The sequence below is a fragment of the Anoxybacillus eryuanensis genome, assembly GCF_051200995.1.
GTDB classification, from domain to species: domain Bacteria; phylum Bacillota; class Bacilli; order Bacillales; family Anoxybacillaceae; genus Anoxybacillus; species Anoxybacillus tengchongensis.
Map to the genome: position 1 here is coordinate 63,122 of NZ_JBPODS010000008.1, position 25,302 is coordinate 88,423.

Consider the following 25,302-nt stretch of genomic DNA (forward strand, 5'->3'; position numbering starts at 1 on the left):
TACACAAACTTGACGAAAACGTTTTCTTCACATATTTGTTATATTCAGAAGGTTATGAACGATTTTCTTTTAGCCATTGTTCGAGCTTCAACACCATTGTTTGCATCGCCTGCTTATTTGAAAAGCTAGGAAGTTGAGCAAGCAACGCTTGTTTTGGAGCTTTTGCATATGTACCTTTCTTTTGCAAGATAAAAATACTTTTCGCTGCTGCTTCATTTTTAAACATCGAAAGCGGAAGCTGCAACAAGCCTTGAATAAACGTCTCTTCTTTGATGAGCGCGTGCAGATCTTTTGATTCATCTGATGTAAACAGCGTATTTGGAATTAAGAAAAATAAATACCCGCCTTCTTTCGTATAACGAATGCTTTGCTCAATAAACAAATAATGAGTATATGAATGACCGCTTTTTGCATGTAAGCGAAATGACTTGGCATTTTCGTCATCTGGATAATATCCGATCGGCAAATCGCACACGACTACGTCAACTGGCTCAATAAACAATGGCTTTAAACTATCTTGATGAAATAGTTGCATTTCATGTTGTTGTAAATTTGCATTCACATAAGCGATCTTCAATAATAAATCGTCTACATCCGCTCCGTAACTTTTTACTTTTTTATTCGTCAGTTGATTTAATACAGCTGTCATTAAATTTCCTGTTCCAATGGCTGGATCGAGAAGCGATAGCGAAAAATACGTTTTTGTAAATTCATCAACTAAATAACCGATAAATACTGATACCGCATCTGGTGTCATTTGATGGTGAGGCTGTACATATTCCTTCATTCCTTTTAACACCGCTAATTGCAACGCTTTACGAATATGTTCATTTTTCCAATCGTGCAAACTGATAGATTCATACGCTTTTTTCAGCCGTTTTTTTAACAACTCACTTACTTCTTCTTGAAGAATTTCTTCATGAAATATGTTTTCACCCGTTTCAGCGACAGCTTCTAAATAAGAGCATTTTAATTCTTCTTGCAACCACGTTGCTGTTTCATCAATGACTGTAAATAGCTTTTCCAATATCATTCACTCCTTTCTGTCCGACATTTTATTTTAGAGAATGTAAACGAAAAAGGCTATCCCTTTTTTGAGATAGCCTCTCACAATTATTGTTGAGCCGCTTGTTTCGCAGCTTCAATCGCTGCTTCATAGTTTGGATGGTTTGTCGCTTCCGATACATACTCGACATATGTCACACGATCATTGCGATCTACGACAAATACAGCGCGAGCAAGTAAACGTAACTCTTGAATAAGCACACCGTAGGCTTGACCAAACGATACGTCGCGATGATCAGATAATGTGACAACGTTTTCCAATCCGTTCGCTGCGCACCAGCGTTTTTGAGCAAATGGCAAATCAACGCTAATCGTTAATACCTTTACTCCTTCAATGCTTCCTGCTTCTTCATTAAAGCGACGTGTTTGGGCATCACAAACCCCTGTGTCGATCGATGGGACAACGCTAATTAAACGAACGAATCCTTTTGTATCATCTAATGTCACTGGCGATAAATCGTTTGCAAGTACGGTGAAATTCGGAGCGACATCACCGACTTTCACTTCTTGACCGATTAATGTGACAGGATTTCCTTTAAATGTAACACTCGCCATAGTAAGCCTCCTCTTTATATAAGATACAGGCTCATCATAACGTAATTAGATAAAAAATTCAATTATTTCGATTGAGACTAAATATCAAAATCAGATGCTGCATCATGTTGTTGCTTCGGTTTTTCTTTTTTCTCAAACATTTGCTGAATTTTTTCAATCGCTTGCGGGGCTAAGTCTAAAATTTTCTCATACAAATGCGTACTTTCATCAACATGCAACAGTTTCACACCCGAACTGTTTACAATTAAAAAAGCAATCGGGGTAATCGATACACCACCACCGCTTCCGCCACCAAACGGATGAGCCTCTTTTTGTTGTTCATTTCCGTTGTTTAACATAAACTCACTACCGCCTGCTGCAAAACCGAAACCGACTTTTGATACAGTTAAAATGACACTTCCATCTGGTGTCTCCACAGGATCACCAATAATCGTATTGACATCGATCATTTGCTTTAAGTTTTCCATCGCTGTCGTCATTAATCCTTCAATTGGATGTCCACTCATTTTCATTCCTCCTAACAACTTTCCACGTCGTTCGTGATCCGTGTTCCTTTTTTCCAATGTTTGACGACCTTCAGTCCTGCTAATATAGCATAACCGATTCGAAATCGGATCATACATGTAAACGACGTACGCGATACCGCTCCTTGAAAAAAAGGAATAACTGAAATAGAAGGAGCGATACAAACATTCATATACTTACTGACCATGGCTACGATATAATATTTAATCGACCAACCAATTCCTACAATCATCCCTGTTTTCGCGGCGTCACCCACCCCAATTTGAGTATGCCATTGAAGCTGTAAAACAGAAACTTTTTGTAAAAACTTTTTTATGATTGTATGTAAATGAACGATTCGATTTAGCCACTGCCTCACTTGGACTAGACGCTCACGAGCATCCGTAATAGTAAACGTCGTTTTTTCATCTTTCCCGGTATTCGTTTTTTGTTCTGTCACAATACCTGCTTCTCTCTTCGATATTTCAATAAGCGGAACAGTAAAACGATAACGAAGAAACCGAAGAAGGCGAATGTCTATCGTTAATTGATCATTATCTTGTGCATGTTGAAATTGAATCGTAATGTGCACATATAAAAAAGGAATAAGCGCTAAGAAGGCTATAAGGATGATGACAATAACGAAAATCATCGGTTGTTCACTTCCCTCCCGATGACATTTTCGACAAAAATGAGGAAAATTAAACGAATAAATTCGCTATGAATGGAAAATAAATGATAAAATAAGCATGAGGACATTTTAACGGAGGGAAAGTCGATGACTGAACGACGCAATCGTATGTACTTCTTTCATAAACATGATGACGAAACGAAAAAACAAGTACAACCACTTATTGAACTGGCTAAACAGTACGAATTTGAAGTTGTGGACGATGCTAAACATGCAAACATTATTGTAAGCGTTGGTGGAGACGGAACCTTTTTACAAGCCGTCAGAAAAACAGGTTTTCGTGACGACTGCTTATACGCTGGTATTTCAACCTTAGGTTCATTAAGTATGTATTGTGATTTTCATATTCACGATACAGAAAAAATGATTGAAGCGATGACAACGGAACAAATTGAAGTGCGTAAATATCCAACGATTTATGTTACAGTCAATGACTCGACATCGTTTTATTGTTTAAATGAGTGCTCAATTCGTTCAAGTGTTATTAAAACGTTTGTCATGGACGTGTTTATTGATAACTTGCATTTTGAAACATTCCGTGGTGATGGAATGATCATTGCTACACCTACAGGAAGTACCGCTTACAATAAATCAGTCAATGGCGCAGTCGTTGATCCCATGCTCCCTTGCTTTCAAGTAAGCGAATTAGCATCATTGAACAATAATCGTTATCGTACCCTCGGCTCATCATTTATTTTAAGCGGAAATCGCAAACTTACATTGAAAGTAGTACAAGACGGAAATGATTATCCGATTATCGGTATGGATAATGAAGCATTAAGCATTCAACATGTCGAAAAAATTGATATTGCATTAAGTGGAAAAGTTATTAAAACCGTCAAACTAAAAGATAACTCATTTTGGGAAAAAGTAAAACGAACATTTTTGTAAAAAGAGGCATAACGCCTCTTTTTACCATTTTCTTCGATCAACAAGACACCGTTCCTCTTCGTTTACACGATGTACGCAAACGAATGTTGGCGTTACACGAATCACGTTGTTAATTTTTTGTTTCGCTTCTTCATCAAGTTCTTTTTCGATGTAAATCGTTAATTGATCACGATCATTTTCCTTCGTCACAACCGCTTGAAATATTAGGCATCCTACTTCAGTCATCACTTGCTTTAACTGTTGTTCATGAACAAACATCCCTTTCACTTTTACACTCGTACCGACACGTCCAAGCACACCGACGATACGCTCACCTTTATAACCTTCTACCCAACGCGAAACATCCCCTGTGCCAAACCGAACAAGCGGATACGTACGATCAAATATTGTAACAACGATTTCACCTTCTTCATCAAGCGGCACTCCTGTAATTGGGTCGCACAGTTGAACGATCGCACGTGAACTAATTTTTAAGCCCGGGCCTTTCCGATCCTCAAATGCGATACAACCACAATCAGCCGTTCCATATCCTTCAAAAACACGAATACCTCTTTGTTCAAACTGTTCACGCATACTTTCTGTTAGTTTTTCTGCGGTAAAAAACGCCTTCTTCACCGCTACATGTAACCTTTTTTCGTCGGCATACTGCAACAATAAGTGTAGAAAACTTGGCGTACCAACATACCCTGTCACTTGCAAATCATTCATAAGTTGCACTTGCAATTCACGATTGCCCGGACCGGCTGGAATGACAGTTGCTCCGATCTGACGGAGGGCACTATCAAACATAAAACCTGCCGGAGATAAATGATAAGAAAATGTATTTTGAACGATGTCATCTTTCGTAAACCCTGCTGCTTGAAGCGCCTCTGAAAATCCCCATTCATCTTGCTCATCTCCTTGTGGATCATAAATCGGACCAGGGGACATAAATATGCGCGCAAGTTCATTTGTTTTTTTTGTGATCATCTTTCCAAATGGCAACTCATGTTTTTGTAGAAGAGGTAATTGTTCTTTTTTCAATACAGGGATACGGCTAAGCTGTTCAATCGTTTTCAGTTCATGCGGATTGATGTTTTCAGCGTCTAACCGCTCACGTAATGCTGGCGACAGTTTGTATGCGTCTATCAAGAACGATTTCCATCCTTCCATTACAACCACCGCTTTCTCCGTTTATACGACTTTACTTCGCGATAATTTTTACGCCCCTTTTCGCTCATACCAAGGTAAAATTCTTTTACATCTTCATTTTCAAGTAGTCTCTCAATCGGACCGTCCATCACAATGCGACCATTTTCCATAATGTATCCATAATGGGCAATCGATAAGGCGATATTCGCATTTTGTTCAACGACGAGAATGGTCGTTCCTTCCTCTTCGTTAATCTTTTTAATGATTGAAAAAATTTCTTTTACAAGTAGCGGGGCAATCCCTAGCGATGGTTCATCAAGCAATAAAATTTTCGGCTTTGCCATCATCCCGCGACCGATCGCTAACATTTGTTGTTCTCCGCCCGATAAGTACCCCGCTTGCCGATGACGCAACATATGAAGTTTCGGAAAGTAATGATACACTTTTTGTAAATCTGCTTTTATGTTGTGACGATCTTTTCGTGTATGGGCACCGACGATTAAATTTTCTTCTACCGTCAAATGCTCGAATACTCGTCTCCCTTCCATACATTGAAAAATACCTTTCTTCACAATTTCCTCTGCATCTTTTCCTTCAATTCGTTCTCCATATAGCTCAATATATCCGTCCGTCACTTCCCCATCTTCACTTCTTAACAATCCTGAAATCGCCTTTAATGTTGTCGTTTTTCCTGCCCCATTGCTGCCAAGCAAAGCGACAATTTTTCCTTCCGGAATGACCATCGACATCCCTTTAAGCACGAGAATGACGCGATTATACATAACTTCCACATTATTTAAAGTAAGCATCGTTTTCCCCCTTTCTGAAAGCGAAAGGGTGCTTCCTGTTGAAAACACCCTTTCATTCACTTTAATATCCGAAGTAGTCTGTAAACACTTTAAACTGTCCGTTTTCTACTTTTGCTAAACGAATTTGATTTGTTCCAGCATGGTTGTCAGCTGTAAACGTAACAGGCGCAGCTAATCCGCCTAAATCAAGATCTTTTAATTTTTCTAATCCTTGACGAATGCCTTCTCCCGTCGTTGGATCGTCTGCTTGCTTAATTCCTTCTACTAGAATTTTCGCTGTCACCCATCCTTGAATAAACTTTTGGTTTTTATCCTCTAATTTCTCACCTTTGCTTGTTAAATACTCTTTTACTTCAGCCATGCCTGGTAAATCTTCATATGGAAATGCATGCGTGACAACACCAATAAACCCTTCTGCCGCATCTCCAGCAATCGGAAGTAATCCTTCACCCGTTGTCCAGTTTAAACCAATAAATTGCGTTTCAATGCCTAGTTTTTTTGCATCTTTTAAAATGGTTGCTGTCGCGCCCCAAGTTTGTTGAATAATTGCATAATCAGGTGCTTTTTTCTTCATATTTAGAAGCTGTGACGTCGCGTCAAGCGCTTTTAAATCAACAATTTGTTCGTCTACAATCTCCACCCCAATTTCTTTCGCAAAATCTTTTGCATCTTGAATTGGCGATTTTCCAAATGCTGTGTCATTGTAAATAAGAGCGACTTTCGGCGTGCCCCCTGTATGATTTTCTTTAATCCAACGAAGCACCGACCGAGCTTGATCAGAATACGATGCAGCTGTTAAAAAGTTATATGGACTTTCTTTTATATTTTTTAAATTTTCTGAATAAGAAGCTGAGAAAAATGGTATTTTATCTGTTGCAACTTGTTGACGCAACGCTTCCGTATCCGCTGTTCCCCATCCTAAAATAGCGGATACTTTATCACTCGATTTGTACTTTTGATACAACTTTTGCGCTTCTGGAATTTTGTATGCGTAATCTTGACCAACAAGCTCAATTTTATAACCGTTTACACCACCTTTTGAGTTGATGTATTCAATATACGCTTTTTCCCCTTCTGCATACGGCGTACCCACATCCCCGGTTGCCCCAGTAATATCAAACAATGCACCAATTTTAATTGTTCCTTGCTCTTTTCCTGTCTCTTTTGCTGGTTCTGTTGCTGTTTTGTCACCTCCTGAACACCCGAACAACATGCTTGCTCCAAGAAGCAACGTAGCAAGTAGCACTCCTTTTTTCTTCATTCTTTCATCCCCCTTATGTTTTTTTATTGTATATAAAGCGGATATTCCGCTTCATATTACTTCGTATAAGAAAATGGCCAGAGACGGAAATAATTTTTTATATTTAACCAAATTTTATTTAATCCATCTGGCTCATACACGAGAAATAAAATGATCACAACTCCGAAGACAACCTCTTTCATACCGACAAGTACGCCTTCTAATCCAGGAAACGTACCGCTTAATAAATCAACAACACTTCGTAAAACAACGGGCATAAGCGTAATAAACACAGCTCCATACAACGATCCAAACACACTTCCTAAACCACCGACTAAAATCATCGCCAAATATTCAATTGAAACGGAGATACTGTACAATTCGGGACTTACAATCATCGTGTAATGTCCAAGAAGCGCTCCAGCAATGCCAACAAAAAACGAGCTAACGAAAAAGGCGAGCACTTTATATTTAAACAAATCGATGCCCATCACTTCCGCTGCAATATCGCGGTCTCGTACTGCAATGAATGCGCGTCCGACACGGGTACGAAATAAATTAAGTGAAAAAACAATAGTGATGAGTAAAACAACAAACATTAAGTAGTAATAGCTCGTTTCACTCATAAACGTAAACGAACCGATTTGCGGACGGCTTAATACGAGCCCTGCTGTACCACCTGTTAACGAATCCCAACGTGAAATGACAAACAAAATAATCACTTGCGCTGCTAACGTAGCAATAGCTAAATATAACCCTTTTAAGCGCAATGATGGGATCCCAAACAAAGCACCGACAAGCGCTGTGATGAGTCCAGCAAGCGGGAAGGCAATCCAAAAGCTAAAACCTAACTTTGTCGTCAAAATGGCTGACGTATATCCGCCCACTCCTAAAAATGCGCCAACCCCTATTGAAATTTGACCAGTAAATCCTGTCAAAATATTCAGTCCAATTGCTCCAATAGCAGCAATACCACATAATGTAGCCAAACCGACTACATAGTCTGTCGCAACCATAGGAAAAAGCGCAAATAATGCTACAACAGCAAAAATACGCCAACGCACGCGAGCAATTTTCCAAATCGCCATATCTTGCTTATAATCAACATGAAATTCTCCACATTGCATTACAAACGGATTTCGCACCATTTCTCACACCCTTTCAATTTCTTTCTTTCCAAAGAGTCCATAAGGTTTAACCATTAAAATAATAACGAGGATGACAAACGGGATCACTTCTTTCAAACCACCGCCGACAAGCGGGTCTAAATATCCTCCTGTCATACTTTCGATGATACCGATTAAAATGCCGCCAATAATCGCTCCAGGGATGCTGTCAAGCCCACCTAAAATGGCAACTGGCAACACTTTCAATCCGATGAGCGAAAGGGAGGAGTTGACTCCGTTAATATTTCCTAATAGCACCCCACCAACCGCTGATACGATCGCTGCAATCGCCCATGCAATCGCAAAAATCGTTTTGACGCTAATCCCCATAGATAAAGCGGCTTGTTGATCGTCTGCCGTCGCCCGCATCGCAATACCGAAACGTGAATATTTGAAAAATAATGTGAAAATGACGAGCCAAATTATCACAATCACAAACGACCATGCGTATACAGGAGCGATGATCACCTCTCCAAACTGCAGTGGTTTCTCTGAAAAGACCGGTGGATATACGCGCGTTTCATGTCCCCAAATGATATGAACAATCCCTGCAAGTACACTCGATAATCCGATCGTTGCCATAATCATAGAAATGACCGGTTTTCCAATGAAAGGACGCAACACGACTTTCTCTACGCTCCAACCAAGCAACGCACTAAACGCTAAAGCAAGCAATAGTGCAGCAATAAACGGAACATTATAGCTAGCAACAAGCGTTAAACAAACGTAAGTCCCGATAAGCAAAAATTCACCCTGGGCAAAATTAATGGCATCACTCGATTTGTAAATGAGCACAAAACCGAGCGCAACGAGCGCATATACGCTCCCAACGACGATACCCGTCACAAGCATTTGTAAGAAAAAAGCCATTTATGCTGCTCCCTCCCCTTCATCAATCGAGACAATTTTTAACGTCGTTTTAATGACTTGCTCTTTGCCATCACGATATTTAATTGTTCCTTCCACGGCAATATGATCCGTTTCTGAATACATGCCTTCAATGAGCGATGCATATTTTTTGGCAATAAATTGACGACGTACCTTTTTCGTTCTTGTTAATTCTTCATCGTCTGCGTCAAGCTCTTTATAGAGCAATACGAACTTTTTCACACGCGCTTTTTCCGGCAACGTTTGATTGATTTCATTCACTTGCTCTTGAATGAGTTGAATGACCTCTTGCTTCGCAGACAAGTCGGAATATGTCGTGTAAACGAGTTGATTTTTTTCCGCCCAACGCCCAACGTTTGCCATATCAATATTAATAATCGCAACAACGTAAGGACGATCGCGCCCAATGGCAACAGCTTCTTGAATATATGGGCTAAATTTCAGTTTATTTTCAATAAATTGCGGTGAAAACATCTCGCCTGTTTGCAAACGAATGACATCTTTTAAACGATCAATAACATACAAATGACCTGATTCATCTAAATAACCAGCATCGCCCGTATGCAACCATCCATCCTCAATCGTTTCTTTTGTTGCTTTTTCATTTTTATAATATCCACAACATACACTTGGGCTTTTTAGCAAGATTTCACCTTGTTCGGAAATTTTCACCTCTGTTTCTGGGATTGGCATGCCAACACTATCCACCTTAATGTCTCCATCGCGATGAACAATCGCAATGCCTGATACCTCTGTTTGACCATAAATGCTTTTCACATTCACACCAATGCTATGGAAAAAGCGAAATACATCTGGACCTAACGGGGCACCTCCTGTATATGCGCGCTTTAAACGCAACAAACCAAAATGGTCTCGAATGGCACTAAACACGAAATAATCAGCGACTTTATACAAACACTTCGTCCAAAATGAAACATCGCTTTTCGTAAAATGAGCTTCTGCTACTTTTTCGCCAATCGGCTTACACCATTCATACATTTTTCGTTTGAACCAACTTGCATCTTGAATGCGCACTTGAAACTTTGAGACAATGTCTTCATAAATGCGCGGTGGCGAAAACATGACGTGTGGTCCAATCTCTCGTAAATTTTCAAATACTGTTGAAGGTTCTTCTGGGAAGTTTACAACCATGTTGCAGTGGAATGCCATTGAAATGGTCATCATTTGTTCGCCTATCCAAGCGAGTGGCAAAAATGAAAGGTATTCGTCTTGTTCGTCAAGTGGATCGATTTTTGCGAGGTTCTTTGCCATTTCAAATAAATTGCGATAAGAAAGTTCTGTTCCTTTTGGATTGCCTGTCGTTCCGGATGTATATGATAAAATGGCAATATCATCATAACATCCTTTTTGTACTTCATCATCAAAATATGTCGGATGCATTTTTTCAAATTGCCGACCGAGCGTTTGCACATCTCGGAAGTATAACAGTTTATCATTCTTGTAGTTCCGCATACCACGTGAATCGTAGTAAATGATATGTTGTACCTTTGATAGTTGCTGTTCAATTTCTAGCACCTTATCAACTTGTTCTTGATCTTCAACAACAACAAACGTTGCATCACAATTGTCAATAATATATGCTAGTTCATTTGGCAACGATTCTTGATAAATGCCGACTGAAATTCCCCCTAAACTTTGGGCCGCTAGCTGACTAAATACCCACTCCGGTCGATTATCACCAATAATAGCTAACTTATCTCCTCGCTGAAAACCGAGCGAAGCAAGTCCTAATGCGAGCGCTTTCACTTGTTCGTAATAATCTCCGTACGTATATTCGTTCCAAATACCGTAATCTTTTTCGCGCAATGCGACTTGATTTGTTTTTTGTCGCGCACGAGCGGTTAACAGCTGCGGAAACGTCATTTGTTCCATAAAACTCCCCCTTTACACCGCATGTTCTTCTCCTAAATACGCTTCGATGACGCGCGGATTTGTTTGTACTTCTTTTGGCGTTCCGTACGCGATCAATTTACCAAAATCTAATACAGCAATGTGATTAGATAAATCCATGACAACGCCCATGTCGTGTTCAATTAAAATGATCGTTGTCTTTTTTTCTTCATGAATATCAATAATATAGCGTGCCATATCTTCTTTCTCTTCATTATTCATGCCAGCCATTGGTTCATCAAGCAACAATAAGTCTGGCTCCATCGCTAATGCCCGACCGACCTCTACCCTCTTTTGTAAACCGTAAGATAACGTTCCAACCGGCACATTGCGTACATGCTCGAGCTCTAAAAAATCGATTACTTCCTCGACTTTATAACGATGCTCTACTTCTTCTTTTTGCGCTTTCCCCCAGTAAAATCCACCTGCAAGCACTCCTGTTTTCATGCGCACATGTCTACCGAGCATAAGATTGTCCAAAACGGATAAATGAGGAAACAATTCGATGTTTTGAAACGCGCGCGCAATGCCTAAAGCAGCACGTTTATGTGGTTTAATATGCGTAATGCGTTCCCCTTTGAAGAAAATATCTCCTTCTGTTGGTTTGTACAAACCGCTAATACAGTTTAACATACTCGTTTTTCCTGCTCCGTTTGGACCGATGAGCGAAAAAATTTCTCCTTCTTTCACTTCAAAAGAAACAGCATCAAGTGCTAACACACCACCGAAACGAATAGATACATTTTGTACGTTTAATATGCCCACTTTCTTCCCCCCTTTTTTCTCTATTTCTCTCTTTCGATAACACTTTATGGACGTTTTTATATCTTTATGACTTTACACAACGAAAAAACAAAAATGTAAGCGTTATCAAAAGAGTTCATAAAAAAACATTTCTTAATTTTAAGAAAATTCTAAAAAGAATGGTACACAATTTTTTTTGGTCCGTCAAGCTTTTTTTCCGCTCCGAATGAATCGGAGCGGAACATGTTATTTTTGCATAGCTTTCATTTCACGCTCTCGCAATTCAACACGACGAATTTTTCCCGAAGTCGTTTTTGGTAAATCGTCAACAAACTCAATTTTGCGCGGATATTTATACGGCGCTGTGAGTTGCTTTACATGCTCTTGAAGTTGCGGAATTAAATTCGGATCATTTTTATCTACTCCTTCACGCAATACAATAAACGCTTTCACAACATGTCCCCGAATTTCATCTGGACTAGCGACAACCGCACACTCTTTCACGAATGGATGTTTTACTAGCGCATCTTCTACCTCAAACGGGCCAATCGTATAGCCTGAACTAATAATAATATCATCACCGCGGCCTTCAAACCAAAAATACCCCTCTTCATCTTTTTTCGCTTTATCACCAGTAATATAATATTCCCCTCTGAACTGCATCGCTGTTCGTTCTGGGTCTTTATAATAACACTTAAATAAAGCTGGCGTTTCGACATGTACAGCAATATCTCCGACTTCACCAATTGCACAAGGCTCACCAAATTCATTAATAATCTCAACGCGATTGCTCGGTGTCGGTTTCCCCATGGATCCTGGCTTAATTTTCATTCCTTTCATGACTCCCACAAGCAACGTGTTTTCCGTTTGTCCATATCCATCGCGAACTTGAACGCCAAAATATCGCTCAAATGTATCAATGACTTCGCGGTTTAATGGTTCACCTGCTGATACAGCGCTATGCAAATGCGGCAACTTATATTGGGAAATTGTTGGAACTTTGGCCATAAGACGATATTCTGTCGGTGTACAACAAAGCACATTAATATTGTATTTTTCTAATAGCTGTAAATACTTCTCTGGTTCAAACCGACCATAATATACAAACCCTGTCGCCCCAGAGCCAAGTGTTGATAGAAACGGACTCCACACCCATTTTTGCCACCCCGGGCTTGCTGTTGCCCAAACAAGGTCGCCTTCTTCAATACAAAGCCAATTTTTCGCTGCTGTTCGTAAATGCGCATATGCCCAAGCGTGCGTATGGACAACCCCTTTCGGATTGCCGGTCGTTCCCGATGTATAAGATAAAAATGCCATATCCTCTCGGGACGTCTCTACAGCAACAAATGTGTCGCTTTGCTTCGCCATTTCTTCGTGTAAATCGAGCCAGCGCTCAGTCGAACCGCCGATCGAAAATGTTACGATATTTTCCATTCCCTCAATAGGAATAAATTGTTCAATATACGGAAAATATGCAACAACCCCTTTCACTTCCCCGTGAGAAATTCGGTATTGCAAATCTTTTGTGCGCAACATTTCAGAACTAGGAATAATAACAAGTCCCGCTTTCAACGCTCCAATATATACCGCATACGCTTCCAACAGACGCGGGAGCATCACAAGTACTTTATCTCCTTTTTGTAACCCACGGCTAACGAAAACGTTTGCAATTTTATTCGCCTGTTTCATTAGCTCAGCATATGTAAGCTCTTTTGTTTCCCCCGCTTCATTCTCCCATTTCAACGCCGTTCGGTTTGGATCGTCCGCATATTTTTCAAATTCACTTGTCAAATTGTACTTTTCTGGTGCAATTAAATTCATTTCCCTCTCCCCCTTACCGTATGATACAAAAAAATTATACAAAAAAATCGAATGTTTTTGTATAACTTTTCTAAAAATTTTTAAAAAATAAAAAACTCGGTAGAACGAACTACCGAGTTTTGTCGTCTAACATTTATTTTTGACTACCCAATTGTTGCTCTGCCATTTTCACAAGACGTTTCGTCATCTCGCCTCCAACAGAGCCGTTTGCTCGCGCAGTTGTATCTGGGCCTAACTGCACGCCAAACTCTTGAGCGATTTCATATTTCATTTGATCAAGCGCTTGTTGTACACCAGGGACGAGCAATCGATTTCGATTTGCCATTTGTTTTCACCCCCTCGCACTTATAGAGTGTGCAAAACAAATGGACTTCATACACATCGTTAAAAGAGCTCGTCCAATGGCTCATTTGGTTTTAACGTGATCGTTTCAACGCGCGCCACGGTTTCTGCAATCATTTCGTCTAAAGGTAAAAACTTTTCATATTGGATAATTTTTTCTTTTTTCGGCTTCGTTTTTGGTGCTTTTGGCGTAAAAATTGTACAACAATCTTCATATGGACGAATGGAAATATGATGTGTACCAATTCGTTCAGCAATCGCGATAATCTCCGTTTTATCCATCGAGATGAGCGGGCGAAGAACAGGCGTCGTTGTTACATCGTTGACAGCGACCATACTTTCAAGTGTTTGACTAGCAACTTGTCCTAAACTTTCTCCAGTTACAATCGCCAGTCCGTTTTCTTTTTTGCGAATTTCATCTGTAATGCGCAACATCGCGCGACGCGTTGAAATAAGCGAATAATTTTCAGGTACTTGCTTATAAATGGCTTGTTGTAACTCGGTAAACGGCACGATATGAAGACGGATCGTCCCGCCAAATTCCGTCAAACGTTGGGCTAAATCAATTACTTTTTGTTTGGCTCGCTCACTTGTAAACGGCGGGCTAAAGAAGTGAACGGCTTCAATTTGCAATCCGCGTTTCATCGCCAAATATCCTGCTACTGGACTATCAATTCCCCCGGAAAGCATAAGCATCGCTTTTCCGCTTGTTCCAACAGGTAAACCACCCGCTCCTGGTACGTCGTATGCAGTAATGTACGTCCCTTCTTTTCGTACTTCAACACGAACGTCAATGTCTGGATGATGGACATTGACCGTTAAGCCCGTTGTGTTTTTCAGCACATAACTACCGAGCTCATAGTTTAATTCATTTGTTGTGACCGGAAATTGTTTATCCGCCCTTCTAGCCGATATTTTAAATGTTTTCCCTTCATATGGGAATTGTTTTATAAAAAATAGTGTCGCTTCTTTTATTTTTTGTAAGTCGCTCTCTGTTTTTAACGCTAAACTTAACGATTGAATGCCGAACACTTCTTGCAATTTTTCGATGACAGGTTGCGGTGGTGTATGATGTAAGCGAATGTACATTCGATCACGCAATGCTTCAATTTGAAGGTTCGGAAAATGTTTTAATTTTTTTGCTATATTTCGTTTTAAGCATCTCACAAATTGCAAACGGTTTTTTCCTTTTGTCGACATTTCACCGTAACGAATTACAATATGATCGTACGTCATTTCGTTCCCCTCACTACTATTTTTAATCGTTCATATGCTTGCTCAATGGCTTCAACAATAATTGGAACATGCTCGATTTGTTGTTCATACGATAAGCTTATACGAATCGAACGCTCTGCCCGTGTTTTTTCAATTCCCATTGCTAACAATGTTTTACTTGGCGCTTTTTTACGAGATGAACAAGCTGATGTCGTTGATACATACATATGTTGTTTTTCCAGTTCATGAACAAACGTCTCTGATTTTATTCCTTCCAAAGAAAAATGAATAATGTGTGGAGCAGATTGCTCTAACGGCGTGTGGACAGAAATGCCTTCAATCGTTTGTAAACGTCCAATGATCGCCCGCTTTATTTCCTCGAGTCGAGCATATGACTCGCGATACTTTTCAATAGATAATCGTAACGCTTTCGCCATTGCAACAATGGCAGCAACATTTTCAGTTCCCGAACGCAATTGCATTTCTTGTGCTCCCCCTGACAAAAGGGGTGAAAGACGCACGCCTTCGCGAACGTATAAAACTCCTGCTCCTTTCAGCCCATGAAATTTATGAGCTGACATCGTGTATAAATCCACATTTGCACGTTTTAAATGAAGCGGCAGTTTCGCCGCACCTTGTACCCCATCAACATGAAACAATACTTTTGGATATTTTTTTAACATCGCACCAATCTGTTCAATTGGTTGAATAGAACCTACTTCGTTATTTACGTGCATAACCGAAACAAGAATCGTATCATCACGCAACGCTTGTTCAATATGTGCTACCGATACGATACCACGTTCGTCAACAGGCACATATGTAACTTGAAAACCGAATTGTTCAAGCTGTTTGCATGCTTCAATGACAGACGGATGTTCAATCGCTGTTGTAATGATGTGGCGACCGCGTTGTTGATGTTGCCAAGCCACACCTTTAATGGCTAAATTGTTTCCTTCTGTCCCTCCAGATGTAAAAATCACTTCTGACGGTTTCACCTCGAGCAAACGGGCAATTTGTTCTCTTGCTTGCGTAAGCAATCGCTCTGCTTGCATGCCTAGTCCATGTAGTGAAGATGGATTTCCGAAATAATCAGTCGCTACTTTTATGAAAGATTGTAGTACTTCTGGAAACGGTTTTGTTGTGGCGCTATTATCTAAATACATCATCGCCCTTGCCTCCATTACGTTCGTATACAAACAGCCTTCTTATATTATCACATCTTTATTCAAAAAAGGAATAATCAAAGAATATTTTAAAGATTGAAACTTTTGATAAAAACGACAAAATTTTTATTTTCTATGGTAGTATATAGGCTGGTACGGAGACAACAAAGGAGGATCAACATGTCGAAAAAAGATTTAATCGCTGTTGGTTTTATGTTATTTGCTTTATTTTTTGGTGCTGGCAATATGATTTTCCCTCCTGCTCTCGGACAAGCGGCAGGGGAAAACGTATGGGTTGCGATTGCAGGATTTTTAATGACCGGTGTTGGATTACCTGTATTAGCGGTCAGCGCCATCGCAAGAACGGGGAGCGATTTGCAACAATTAGCTAGCCGAGTTCATCCTGTATTTGGTGTCATTTTCACAGCTGTCATGTATTTAGCCATCGGGCCATTTTTTGGCATTCCGCGGACAGGTACAGTATCGTTTGAAATTGGAGTGACACCCTTTTTACCTGAAGCAGCCGATCAGTCTACGATGTTAGCGGTATATACTGTTGTTTATTTTGGCATATCGCTTTGGTTAGCATTAAACCCATCGAAACTAGTTGATCGAATCGGAAAATTGTTAACACCATTTTTACTTATCGGTCTTACGTTATTTTTTATTAAAAGTATATGGACCCCTATGGGCACAATCCAAAAACCAACGGATACCTATGCACACGCTCCACTATTTAAAGGATTTATTGACGGATATTTAACGATGGATGCCATTGCGGCACTTGTTTTTGGTATTATCGTCATTCAAGCGATTCAACAAAAAGGAATTACACATACAAAACAACTAACTAAACTTTGTATTCAGGCTGGTTTTATTGCTGCTTCTGGACTGACGCTCGTTTATTTATCGCTCGCTTTCATTGGCGCATCGAGTGTACAGGCGATCGGCTACCGCAATAACGGCGGAGAAATTATTAGTCAAGCCGCCACTTATTTATTCGGACAAGCCGGTACAGTCATTTTATCGATCATTATTATGCTAGCATGTTTAACAACGTCTGTCGGTTTATTATCATCATGCGCAAGTTATTTTTCGAAAATTTCGCCAAAACTTTCTTATCGAACACTTGTCATCGTGATGAGTGGCTTCAGTGCGGTAATTGCAAATGTCGGTTTAACAAAGCTCATTTCATTATCGATTCCTGTTCTTATTATCATTTATCCGCTGGCCATTACCCTTGTCGTTTTATCCTTTTTACATGACTATTTTGGCGGCAAACAAACCGTTTATATCGGAGCGATGGTTGGCACATCCCTTGTTAGCATCGTGGATGGATTAAAAACAGCAGGATTTGACGTATCAGCGGCTTTACATGTATATGAAAAAACATTACCGCTCTTTGAACAAGGAATCGGATGGCTCACACCAGCGCTTATCGGTGGGGTGATTGGTTTATTATTTAACAAAACAAATCATGTTGCACGTACCGAAAAAAAAGCAAGTTAAAAACGAGTGAAGGAAATGCCTTCACTCGTTTTCTTTTAGCCACTCACGAATGCGTTCAAATGCTCCTTCTTCCACTTGCTCTACCGCAGCAATAGCTTTTTGTAAAGCTAGTTCGTATTCGTATCGTCGAAATAGCTGTTCCGCTTCTTCTAGTCCCGCATTTACTGCATGGAAACGTCGGCGATAGCGGTTGCCGTATTGAATGACTCTTTCTGCTAATTGGGCTTGTTCAATCATTTCTTTCGTTTGATCACATACATTTTCTACAAAAACAATCGCCTCATCCAACGCTTGATGAACAGCTTCCATATTTAACGGCTTTCCATCTAACGTAAGCGATACGCGCGTCAAACTTTCTCGCGCCTCACTGACTTGTAGCATATAAGATTCTGGCAAGCCAGGAAGCTTGCTTTTTTTCACCAGTCGCATCGCTTCTGACAATTGTTTTTTCATTTCTGTTAACTTCTCACGTGCCGCCAACTCATCTTTACGCAATGCGTATAAATGTTCGCGGAATTGAACATGTTTTTCCTTCACCGCAGCAATTTGTGCTAAAATTTCCTCTAACTCTTCACGAATAAGCGAATAAGCTAAACGCTCTTCCATCATTTTCGTTTGAATTAACATAAATCGTTTCGTTAACTGTTGCACTTGCTTTTCAATTTGACGATATTTATCCAGGTCGTTTTGCGATAAATGGTAGCTTTGTTGTACAAACAATGTTTCATCACGCGTTTCTTTTGTTTCTTCTTCTAACTCATAGAGCGTTTGCTCAATTTTTTCTGTTTCCTCATGAACAAAACGTTCTGCATGCACTTCTTTTTCTAATAAATCGTACAGCGTATCCACATCTTCTTGAGCTTCACGAAGCAGTTTTTCTGCTTCTGCCACAGCAAGTGCTTCTAACAACGTAAGCACTTCGGATACTTTTCCGCGGATGGCTTCCACTTCTTTTTCTACCGGAAGATGGTCAAGTACATATCCCTTTTCCACCAACTCGCGATATCCCTCAATAATATTGTCTAATTGTGCTGGAATTTCAACTTGCGCATCGCTTAACAAAAGCGGAATGTGTTCAATAAAACGATTTAATTCACTTAGTTCGTTTTGAATGAGTAATACGATTTCACGAGCCGCTAAATAATTCCCTTCTGTTGTTAACTGTTCAAATGTTTGAAATTGTTGATGAAGGGCATTTAGTCGCGCTTCAAGTGCAGCTTCTGTGCGACCAAATGTATGGCGCTGGGTAAGCATCGCTTTTTTGACTTGACGATATTTCTCTTTGAATTGCTCAATTTCCTCGCGATTTTTTTCTTCACTTCCGACTAATTCTTGTAACTCCAACAAAATGCGTTGAATATTTCCTTCAATATCTTTTAGCTGTTGCTCCGTCTGATGTAAAGCCTCTTTCGCTTTCATAAACCGATATTTGACAACCGCTTCTTCAATATCAAACAACTTTTCTTCTATGTTCGGCAGTTGCACGGCAACAATATCGTCCCATTCATTTCGCCATTTTTCAAACAGCTGCTCTGTTTCCCCCATCATATTTAACGATTTAATTTTTGACAGCTCCTCGGGTACAGGGCGATTCATTAAAGAAATTTTCCATTGTTCTAATTGATCGATTTGTTTATATAAACGTTTTCGGTACACATATGTATATGTTAGTCCTCCGATGACGAGGAGCGCACTAATCGCTACAAATTCCATAATGGGCCTCCTTGTTGTCAAGCGTTCTTTTTTTGTGGAGAAGGCATTTTCTTTTCAATGATTTTATGATACCATGTTAGCAACATTTTTTGAGCAAAAATTTTAATTTTTTTCCTAAAAAACGTGATTTTTGTCGAACTTTGCGCCTAAAGAGGTGAACAACGTGCGTGACGGACATATTCATACACCGTTTTGTCCTCATGGAAGCGATGATGCGTTGCATACATACATCGAAACAGCCATTTCGCTTGGCTATACAGATATTTCATTTACCGAACACGCACCGCTTCCGAAAGGATTTATAGACCCAACCCCTTACCAAGATAGCGCGATGAAAGAAGAACAGCTAGCATCATACGTATCAATTTTACAATCATTAAAAAAACAGTACGAAAGACATATTCGTATCCGCATCGGATTAGAAGTTGATTTTATCGTCGGATATGAACAAAAAACGAAGGAATTTTTAAATAAAATTGGTCCACAATTAGACGACAGCATTTTATCTGTTCATTTTTTACTCATTGACGATCGATACATGTGTATCGATTATAGCGAAGAAATGTTTGGCAACATCATTGCAGCTTTTCAATCTATTGAACGAGTATATGATGCATATTACAAAACCGTTTTAGCTTCTGTCGTTGCTGATTTAGGGTCATACAAACCAAAACGCATCGGTCACCTCACGCTTATTCACAAGTTTCAACGCGCCTATCCGTGTGAGTACGATGAAGCAAAAATCATTACGCACATTCTTGATGAAATGAAAAATCGGCAATTGGAACTCGATTATAACGGGGCTGGGGTAGTAAAACCACTCTGTTTAGAGCCATATCCACCTCATTGGGTCGTAAAAGAAGCCGTCAAACGCGGTATTCCTCTCGTGTATGGCTCAGATGCCCACTCGGTTGCTGGCCTTCACCAAGGAGTCGAACATATGTTGATATAGAGGAGTGAAAAACATGTTTCATGCACAAACATACAAAGGGACAAGAGAAAAAAATTACACACTTGTCATCGAACAATTAAAAGCGTTAATTTCGGATGAAAAAAATGTTGTAGCGAACTTAGCGAATGCTTCCGCTTTATTGAATTACTTTTTACACGATATTAATTGGGTCGGTTTTTATATAGCTGAAGGGGATGAACTCGTGCTCGGACCATTCCAAGGATTGCCAGCATGTGTGCGCATTCCATTCGGCAAAGGGGTATGCGGAACAGCCGCTGCTGAAAGACGAACGATACGCGTTGCGGATGTTCATACGTTCCCGGGTCACATCGCATGTGATGCAGCATCTCAATCTGAAATTGTCATTCCAATGATGAAAGATAGCCGTATCATTGGTGTACTTGATATTGACAGTCCAATAAAAAATCGTTTCGATGAAATAGATGAACAACATTTACAACGGTTTGTTCAAACGCTCGTTCACTATCTCGACATATAAGAAAGAGGCCGATAAACTGGCCTCTTTTTAGTATTCTTGCACAACAACGCGGTTTTTTCCTGTCCGTTTCGCGGTATATAACGCTTCATCGGCACGATTGAATAGCTCCTTCACGGAATCTGCGCGATTTTTCTTCCAATACGATACGCCACAAGAAATGGTCACAGGAGGATTTGTCAACTCACGAACTTTTTGTACTAAACGGTTTGCAATAGATAAACCTGCATTAATAGACACTTTTGGTAAATAAATGGCGAGTTCTTCTCCTCCCCATCGAGCCCCAATATCATTTTGGCGAATGTTTGCTTTAATAATATTCGCTACTTGAATAATAATTTCATCACCAACTTGATGTCCGTACGTATCATTTATTTTTTTGAAATTATCAATGTCTATTAAAATAAATGTACCTAGACCGTCCTCTTCCATCGAACGTTGAATACGTTCATCTAAATAATGACGTGCATATAAATTCGTTAATCGATCTGTAATGACCATTCGTTCGAGTTCTTCGCGCAACGCTGCGTTTGTAAATGCCAATGTCGAATGATGAATAAGCGACTGCAACAATTTAAACATATCAAATGAAAAATGATATGCTTCTTGATGTAAAACAATCGCTACACCTTTCATCATCCCGCGCATCATCGGTACAGCCATCAGCGAACGAAAACGTTTCGTATAGTTGCTATGAATTTTTACATCACCTAAAAATAACGTATCACGCGGATGTTGAATGCGATGAAAAACGAAATCAACATATGGCTTTGCTTCACGTGATTGAAAAAAATCCGTACTACCAGGAAGTACTTTTCGCTCTTTTTCTTGTAAAATAATAAAACCGACTTCCTGCGCATCAAACGATGTTTTAATTTTTTCAATCATAAATTGTAGCGCATCTTGGAAACGTAAATTTGTATTTAAGTGGTGAATCGTTTCATTAATGAGTTGTAAATCAGCAATTAATCGTTTCGATTGTTCATATAATTTTGCATTCTCTAATGCGCTACCAGCCGTATTTGCCAGTAACGAAATAAATCGCATTTCCCGCTCTGGAAGTTCCATGATCGTCGGCGCAATCATTTCAATGACACCGTAAATCCCTTGCGCCCCTTTAATCGGAGCATAAATGACAGACTTTTTATGAACGAGCGAATCGTGAAGTTGGATTTGTCCCGTCACATACGCTTGCATGGCCCCCATATGCTCATCTTCATTTTCAAACGTCAGTAGTTTAATCGGCAAGTCACGATCTGTCGTGCTATCATACGATAAAAATAAATGACACGTAAACGTCGGATACACTTCTTTTAATGTTTTCACAATTTCTTCAAGCACATCTCCAATATTCATCGATGCATGAATTTTTGTTGCCGCCCGATGTAACTGTTCATATCTTTTTTCTTCGCTTAACACTTCGGACACTTTACGAATGCGAGCAAACACTTTTAAAAAATCACGTTTCATTTGTTTGATAAACGCTTTCGGCAACATATCTCGTTCATGCAGCTGAAAACGAACGAGTCCGCATGAATCTTCTGAAAAATGTATACCAAATTGAACCGTTTTGATTTCGTTACCACTATCCAAAATCACAACATCATCAAATTGTTTTTTCAACTGATCATCAAATGGAATGATGTGTTTTTCTCGTTGCTGTTCAATCGTCCGGTCTGTCGTCATTTCAAGTTCAAAGACATGCTTAAACGGGTTCAACGTGTAAAACGTAACATCTAATAAACGAAATTCGTGTTTCAGTAGGGCAATTAGTGCTTGAATCATGCGAGGTAAATCCGTAAAATCTTCTTCACTTAAAAACCAATCAAAAAACCTTTGCTTAAATATTGCATATTGATTGCGTTCTTGAACGTTCATTTTTTTCACTCACCCGCACGTACTTCCTCTCTTTATATGTATGAACCATATAAATAAAAAAATGAGAGTTTCTGTAATATTTCTGAAACTGAGGACCTATTGATTATATCATACCATAATCCTTATGATAAAGACTATACAAAAATTATTGACTCAGACGCAAAAAAAAACTATAATAGCCTTTGTGTAAAATATTGCAGCCTTTGTGCTCACATTTGTATGTCCATTTTGTTCCCCATAGAGAGCATCATTCTCTCATCGGAGGTTGTATCGTGTAACTCTCAGCTGCTAGGGCGAGGATACATGAAAACAAAATGGCGATGAATGGTGAGGCACGACTGTTTTTATTTTACCAAAAATAAAAACAAAGGAGGAGCATTTATGGCTCGTTATACAGGTCCAACATGGAAAATTTCTCGCCGCCTCGGTATTTCGTTAAGCGGCACAGGTAAAGAATTACAAAAACGTCCTTACCCACCAGGTCAACATGGTCCAGGACAACGCAAAAAACTATCTGAATACGGCATGCAGCTTCAAGAGAAGCAAAAACTTCGCCATATGTACGGTGTAAACGAACGTCAATTCCGTAAAACGTTTGAAGAAGCAGGTAAAATGCATGGTAAACATGGTGAAAACTTTATGATCTTACTCGAGTCTCGCTTAGACAACCTTGTTTACCGTTTAGGTTTCGCGCGCACTCGTCGTCAAGCTCGTCAATTAGTCAACCATGGTCACATTTTAGTTGATGGCAGTCGCGTTGACATTCCATCTTACCGTGTGAAACCAGGTCAAACGATTTCTGTTCGCGAAAAGTCTCGCAACCTTCAAATTATTAAAGAAGCGCTTGAAGTGAACAACTTCGTGCCTGACTATTTAACGCTTGATGCAGACAAATTAGAAGGTACTTACACTCGTTTCCCTGAACGTTCTGAATTGCCTGCTGAGATTAACGAAGCATTAATCGTTGAGTTCTACTCTCGTTAATGAAAAAATCCTCTCTGCTTATAGCAGAGAGGATTTTTTATGCATAACGAATTAAGTAATACTTCTTCTTACCACGACGAATAATTGTAAATCGGCCTTCCATGCGATCTTCTTCTGTCATCATCTTACTTACATCTTGTACACGTTCACCATTTACGTAAATAGCCCCATTTGTGACGTCCTCACGCGCTTGGCGCTTCGATGGGCAAATACCGCTTGCAACGAGCAAATCAATAAGTGCTACTTCCTTTTCATGACATACATACGATGGTACATCTTTAAAACCTTGTTCAATTTCATTTGCTGTGAGTTTGGATACGTCCCCGCTAAAGAGTGCTTCAGAAATGTTAATCGCCTGCTTCAATGCTTCCTCTCCATGAACAAGGCGTGTCATTTCCGCAGCTAACGCCTTTTGGGCTGCACGCTTTTCTGGGGCTTCAGCCGTTTGTTTTTCCAATTCGAGAATTTCTTCATGCGATAAAAACGTGAAATATTTTAAATATTTTACAACATCACGATCATCTGTATTAATCCAAAATTGATAGAACTCATATGGCGACGTTTTATCAGCATCAAGCCATACAGCCCCACCTTCTGTTTTCCCGAATTTCGTTCCATCTGCTTTTGTTACGAGCGGAACAGTTAATCCGAACACTTTGGCATCTTCTTCTGTTTTCCGAATGAGCTCTAATCCGGCTGTAATGTTCCCCCACTGATCACTACCGCCTACTTGCAACTTACAGCCGTACATTTCATACAGCTTTAAAAAGTCATACGCCTGTAAAATCATATAACTAAATTCTGTAAATGAAATACCGGTTTCTAATCGCGACTGTACAGATTCTTTCGCAAGCATGTAGTTAATCCCAAAGTTTTTCCCAACATCACGCAAAAACGTAATAACATCAAGCGAACCAATCCATTCGTAGTTATTTGCGATAATAGCTGGATTATTGTCATTGTCAAAATCTAAAAAGCGACTTAACTGTTGTTTAATTCGCTCACTGTAATATGCAACAGTTTCTTTTTCATTCAATTTTCGCTCTGCTTTTTTCCCGCTCGGATCTCCAATGAGTCCTGTTGCTCCTCCGACGAGCGCAATCGGTTGATGACCTGCTTGTTGGAAACGACGCAACATTAAAATCGGGAGAAGATGACCAATATGCAAACTATCTGCCGTTGGATCAAAACCGCAATATACTTTTACACTTTCTTCTACCAACAGTGCTTTTAACCCATCTTCGTCCGTCACTTGATTAATTAAACCACGAAATTGTAAGTCTTGAAGCAAATTCATTCCAACCATCCTTTCCTTTTTGGATTCAAACAAAAAAACTCGCCCTTCACACGAAGGGACGAGTTTCATCGCGGTACCACCCTACTTAGAGAACGGACATGTTCTCTCACTTCATTGACATAACGGTCTACACCGTCTTTTGCTACTTTCGCACAAGCGGTTCGCAAAAGATGCTCACGGAGGTAATTCATGCTCACCTATGCGCTAGTTCGCACCAACCACTAGCTCTCTGTTCGCAGGGAGATCAGCACTACTCGTTCCGCTCATCGCTCGACTATTTACATATTAGCATACTCTCTTTTATCATAAATCATAAATCATTGTCAAGATCTTC

The 25,302-nt window shown here is 39.8% G+C and carries 23 protein-coding genes and 1 other annotated feature; of the genes, 5 read left to right on the forward strand and 18 right to left on the reverse strand.

Annotated elements, in window-relative coordinates:
• Positions 1–52 precede the first annotated feature (52 nt).
• From HNQ84_RS09205 to HNQ84_RS09220, 4 genes are all read right to left on the reverse strand, one after another.
• Complete coding sequence (locus tag HNQ84_RS09205) at positions 53–1,027, reverse strand: class I SAM-dependent methyltransferase (RefSeq protein WP_435621924.1); 975 nt, start codon at positions 1,025–1,027, stop codon at positions 53–55.
• 86 nt (positions 1,028–1,113) lie between these two features.
• Entirely contained in the window at positions 1,114–1,620 is a 507-nt protein-coding gene (gene tpx / locus HNQ84_RS09210; protein WP_055440098.1) for a thiol peroxidase, read from the reverse strand.
• Positions 1,621–1,697: 77 nt separating this feature from the next.
• On the reverse strand, positions 1,698–2,126 hold the full coding sequence (gene ytfJ, locus HNQ84_RS09215) for a GerW family sporulation protein (protein WP_183242020.1): 429 nt from the start codon (positions 2,124–2,126) through the stop codon (positions 1,698–1,700).
• An 11-nt stretch (positions 2,127–2,137) separates the two neighbouring features.
• Positions 2,138–2,776 (reverse strand): DUF2953 domain-containing protein, encoded by a 639-nt coding sequence (locus HNQ84_RS09220; RefSeq protein WP_435621925.1) that lies wholly within the window; start codon positions 2,774–2,776, stop codon positions 2,138–2,140.
• A gap of 126 nt (positions 2,777–2,902) precedes the next feature.
• Here HNQ84_RS09220 and HNQ84_RS09225 point away from each other — a divergent pair, with 126 nt between their 5' ends.
• Positions 2,903–3,706, forward strand: coding sequence for an NAD kinase (locus tag HNQ84_RS09225; RefSeq protein WP_435621926.1), 804 nt, complete (start codon positions 2,903–2,905; stop codon positions 3,704–3,706).
• Between the two features lie 21 nt (positions 3,707–3,727).
• On the opposite strand, the gene HNQ84_RS09230 is transcribed toward HNQ84_RS09225, so the two are convergent.
• From HNQ84_RS09230 to HNQ84_RS09280, 11 genes are all read right to left on the reverse strand, one after another.
• On the reverse strand, positions 3,728–4,858 hold the full coding sequence (locus HNQ84_RS09230; protein ID WP_435621950.1) for a phenylacetate--CoA ligase family protein: 1,131 nt from the start codon (positions 4,856–4,858) through the stop codon (positions 3,728–3,730).
• Positions 4,858–5,646 carry an ABC transporter ATP-binding protein gene (locus tag HNQ84_RS09235; RefSeq protein ID WP_183242014.1) on the reverse strand — a complete coding sequence of 263 codons (789 nt, stop codon included), beginning with the start codon at positions 5,644–5,646 and terminating at the stop codon, positions 4,858–4,860. The genes HNQ84_RS09230 and HNQ84_RS09235 overlap by 1 nt, the downstream gene beginning before the upstream one ends.
• 61 nt (positions 5,647–5,707) lie before the next feature.
• On the reverse strand, positions 5,708–6,907 hold the full coding sequence (locus HNQ84_RS09240; protein WP_435621927.1) for an ABC transporter substrate-binding protein: 1,200 nt from the start codon (positions 6,905–6,907) through the stop codon (positions 5,708–5,710).
• A 56-nt stretch (positions 6,908–6,963) separates the two neighbouring features.
• A complete protein-coding gene (locus HNQ84_RS09245; protein ID WP_183242010.1) occupies positions 6,964–8,034 on the reverse strand; it encodes a branched-chain amino acid ABC transporter permease in 1,071 nt (356 codons plus the stop codon).
• A 3-nt stretch (positions 8,035–8,037) separates the two neighbouring features.
• Positions 8,038–8,922, reverse strand: a complete 885-nt coding sequence (locus HNQ84_RS09250; protein ID WP_183242008.1) for a branched-chain amino acid ABC transporter permease — start codon at positions 8,920–8,922, stop codon at positions 8,038–8,040.
• Positions 8,923–10,833 carry an AMP-binding protein gene (locus HNQ84_RS09255; protein WP_435621928.1) on the reverse strand — a complete coding sequence of 637 codons (1,911 nt, stop codon included), beginning with the start codon at positions 10,831–10,833 and terminating at the stop codon, positions 8,923–8,925.
• A 12-nt stretch (positions 10,834–10,845) separates the two neighbouring features.
• On the reverse strand, positions 10,846–11,616 hold the full coding sequence (locus HNQ84_RS09260; RefSeq protein ID WP_183249216.1) for an ATP-binding cassette domain-containing protein: 771 nt from the start codon (positions 11,614–11,616) through the stop codon (positions 10,846–10,848).
• A gap of 225 nt (positions 11,617–11,841) precedes the next feature.
• On the reverse strand, positions 11,842–13,416 hold the full coding sequence (gene mbcS / locus HNQ84_RS09265) for an acyl-CoA synthetase MbcS (protein ID WP_435621929.1): 1,575 nt from the start codon (positions 13,414–13,416) through the stop codon (positions 11,842–11,844).
• 133 nt (positions 13,417–13,549) lie between these two features.
• Complete coding sequence (locus HNQ84_RS09270; RefSeq protein ID WP_183242000.1) at positions 13,550–13,741, reverse strand: alpha/beta-type small acid-soluble spore protein; 192 nt, start codon at positions 13,739–13,741, stop codon at positions 13,550–13,552.
• Between the two features lie 59 nt (positions 13,742–13,800).
• Positions 13,801–14,994: a tRNA uracil 4-sulfurtransferase ThiI gene (thiI, locus tag HNQ84_RS09275; RefSeq protein ID WP_183241998.1), complete on the reverse strand. Its 1,194-nt coding sequence runs from the start codon at positions 14,992–14,994 to the stop codon at positions 13,801–13,803.
• Positions 14,991–16,142, reverse strand: a complete 1,152-nt coding sequence (locus tag HNQ84_RS09280; protein WP_435621930.1) for a cysteine desulfurase family protein — start codon at positions 16,140–16,142, stop codon at positions 14,991–14,993. The genes thiI and HNQ84_RS09280 overlap by 4 nt, the downstream gene beginning before the upstream one ends.
• Before the next feature lie 177 nt (positions 16,143–16,319).
• Between HNQ84_RS09280 and brnQ the strand changes: the two genes are divergently transcribed.
• A complete protein-coding gene (brnQ, locus tag HNQ84_RS09285; RefSeq protein WP_435621931.1) occupies positions 16,320–17,648 on the forward strand; it encodes a branched-chain amino acid transport system II carrier protein in 1,329 nt (442 codons plus the stop codon).
• Between the two features lie 21 nt (positions 17,649–17,669).
• On the opposite strand, the gene ezrA is transcribed toward brnQ, so the two are convergent.
• Complete coding sequence (gene ezrA, locus HNQ84_RS09290) at positions 17,670–19,361, reverse strand: septation ring formation regulator EzrA (RefSeq protein WP_183241992.1); 1,692 nt, start codon at positions 19,359–19,361, stop codon at positions 17,670–17,672.
• Between the two features lie 163 nt (positions 19,362–19,524).
• On the opposite strand from ezrA, the gene hisJ reads away from it, so the two are divergent.
• Both hisJ and HNQ84_RS09300 read left to right on the forward strand, forming a co-directional pair.
• A complete protein-coding gene (hisJ, locus tag HNQ84_RS09295) occupies positions 19,525–20,313 on the forward strand; it encodes a histidinol-phosphatase HisJ (RefSeq protein WP_435621932.1) in 789 nt (262 codons plus the stop codon).
• 13 nt (positions 20,314–20,326) lie between these two features.
• Positions 20,327–20,812 carry a GAF domain-containing protein gene (locus HNQ84_RS09300; RefSeq protein WP_435621933.1) on the forward strand — a complete coding sequence of 162 codons (486 nt, stop codon included), beginning with the start codon at positions 20,327–20,329 and terminating at the stop codon, positions 20,810–20,812.
• A 27-nt stretch (positions 20,813–20,839) separates the two neighbouring features.
• Here the strand turns inward: HNQ84_RS09300 and HNQ84_RS09305 are convergent, their stop codons facing one another.
• Entirely contained in the window at positions 20,840–22,696 is a 1,857-nt protein-coding gene (locus tag HNQ84_RS09305) for a sensor domain-containing diguanylate cyclase (RefSeq protein ID WP_435621934.1), read from the reverse strand.
• A gap of 372 nt (positions 22,697–23,068) precedes the next feature.
• Between HNQ84_RS09305 and rpsD the strand changes: the two genes are divergently transcribed.
• Positions 23,069–23,671, forward strand: coding sequence for a 30S ribosomal protein S4 (rpsD, locus tag HNQ84_RS09310; RefSeq protein ID WP_055440111.1), 603 nt, complete (start codon positions 23,069–23,071; stop codon positions 23,669–23,671).
• 37 nt (positions 23,672–23,708) lie between these two features.
• On the opposite strand, the gene tyrS is transcribed toward rpsD, so the two are convergent.
• The gene (gene tyrS / locus HNQ84_RS09315; RefSeq protein WP_183249200.1) at positions 23,709–24,968 is read right to left on the reverse strand and encodes a tyrosine--tRNA ligase; all 1,260 of its coding nucleotides are present in this window, start codon (positions 24,966–24,968) and stop codon (positions 23,709–23,711) included.
• A 51-nt stretch (positions 24,969–25,019) separates the two neighbouring features.
• Positions 25,020–25,244 (reverse strand) — a binding site (T-box leader).
• Positions 25,245–25,302 lie beyond the last annotated feature (58 nt).